At 68.9% G+C, this 1572-nt stretch carries 2 protein-coding genes; one reads left to right on the forward strand and one right to left on the reverse strand.

Going from position 1 to position 1572, the window contains the following annotated elements; genetic code table 11:
- Nucleotides 1–174 precede the first annotated feature (174 nt).
- Nucleotides 175–966 carry an IS5 family transposase gene (locus ACIQVL_RS51535; RefSeq protein WP_403479315.1) on the forward strand — a complete coding sequence of 264 codons (792 nt, stop codon included), beginning with the start codon at nucleotides 175–177 and terminating at the stop codon, nucleotides 964–966.
- Here ACIQVL_RS51535 and ACIQVL_RS51540 read toward each other — a convergent pair.
- On the reverse strand, nucleotides 923–1459 hold the full coding sequence (locus ACIQVL_RS51540) for a hypothetical protein (protein WP_403479316.1): 537 nt from the start codon (nucleotides 1457–1459) through the stop codon (nucleotides 923–925). The two genes, ACIQVL_RS51535 and ACIQVL_RS51540, sit on opposite strands and share 44 nt — an antisense overlap.
- Nucleotides 1460–1572: the final 113 nt, after the last annotated feature.

Consider the following 1572-nt stretch of genomic DNA (forward strand, 5'->3'; position numbering starts at 1 on the left):
CTTGGTAGCTCGGGGTTGCGAAGCCAACCGAGGACCCGGGAGACCCTGTTGCCGCAGTTGTATGTGCTTGCGCCGGTGGAGTTCAACTCGGCTGCACTTACGTGTGATTGTGTCGCTCACCGGTTCGGGAATGCGGCCGATCACCCGGAACGTGTTCGGCGGTATCCGTCGGACATGACGGACGCGGAGTGGGCCGTGGTCCGGCCGTTGCTGCCGGTGCCGGGCTGGATGCGTGGCCGGGGCGGACGGCCGGAGGGGTACTGCCAGCGGACGATGCTCGATGCGATCCGGTATCTCGTGGACAACGGGATCAAGTGGCGGGCGATGCCGGGGGACTTCCCGCCGTGGGACCGGGTCTACGCATTCTTCCGCCGCTGGCGCGACCACGCCTTGGTCAAGGAGTTCCACGAGCGGCTGCGTGGCCGGGTGCGCGAGAAGCTGGGCCGGGACGCGGAGCCGACGGCCGGTGTGATCGACTCGCAGTCGGTCAAGGCGGACGCCGTCGTCGGATCGGACAGCCGCGGCTTTGACGGCGGCAAACTGATCAACGGGCGCAAGCGGCACGTCGTGGTCGACACCCTCGGCCTGCTCCTGGGCGTGATGGTCACCGCCGCGGATGTCGGCGACCGCGCCGCTGCCCACGTCCTGCTGCGCCAAGTCGCCGATGCGCACCACCGGTTGAACCTCGTCTGGGCGGACGGCGGCTACACCGGCAGCCTCGTCGAGCACTGCCTGGCCGCGTTCGCCCTGGTCCTGACGGTCGTGAAACGCAGCGACGACCTGCGCGGCTTCGTGGTGCTGCCCAAGCGGTGGATCGTCGAGCGGCTCTTCGCCCACCTGATGCGCACCCGCCGCCTGGTGCGCGACTTCGAACGCCGCACCACCAGCGCCGAGGCGATGATCTACTGGTCGATGACCCTGCTCATGACGCGCCGCCTTGCCCGGCCGGGCCCTGGGCGAGGGTGAACCGGCCCGGCTGCGGTTCGGCCAGCCAGCCCCGCGCGACCAGACGTTTCGCCTTCGAACGCAGCGCCTCCACCTTGGCCGGCACCGCGTCCAGGCCGAACATCACGGCCAACTCCTGGCAGGTCAGCGGCCCTTGATGGAGCCGGTGCCGGTCCGTCAGGGCCGCAAGGATGCGCTGATAGTCCACCGACAGCACCGACCCGGCCAGCCCCTCACGCCACACAGGCACCTGCGACTTCGGTTTTGCTGCTTGCCCGGACACCGAACGCGTGTCCTCGTGCTGTGGGCCAGGGACAGCCTCTTGACCAGTGATGTCGCCATCGTCCGGGGCCAGGACGGTGCCCACCCGCCTGCGGGCGATCACCCACTCCTGCCACTCCAGCTCGGCCGCAGCAAGCTCGGCCTGGATGCGGTCGGCTTCCTCGCGCAGCCCGTCGATTCGACGCCGAGCGGCGAGTTCATGCTGTTCCAGCAGTCCGACGACCGACGGCATCCGCAACCTCCCGGGGAACGACGACACGACACGCCACCACTCCCACCGAACCACCCGCACTATGCCTGACCAGCGAAAACACCGCCCTCATGTCCGGAAAGACAACAGCGTCT

This window comes from Streptomyces sp. NPDC090499, assembly GCF_044769305.1.
Lineage (GTDB): Bacteria > Actinomycetota > Actinomycetes > Streptomycetales > Streptomycetaceae > Streptomyces.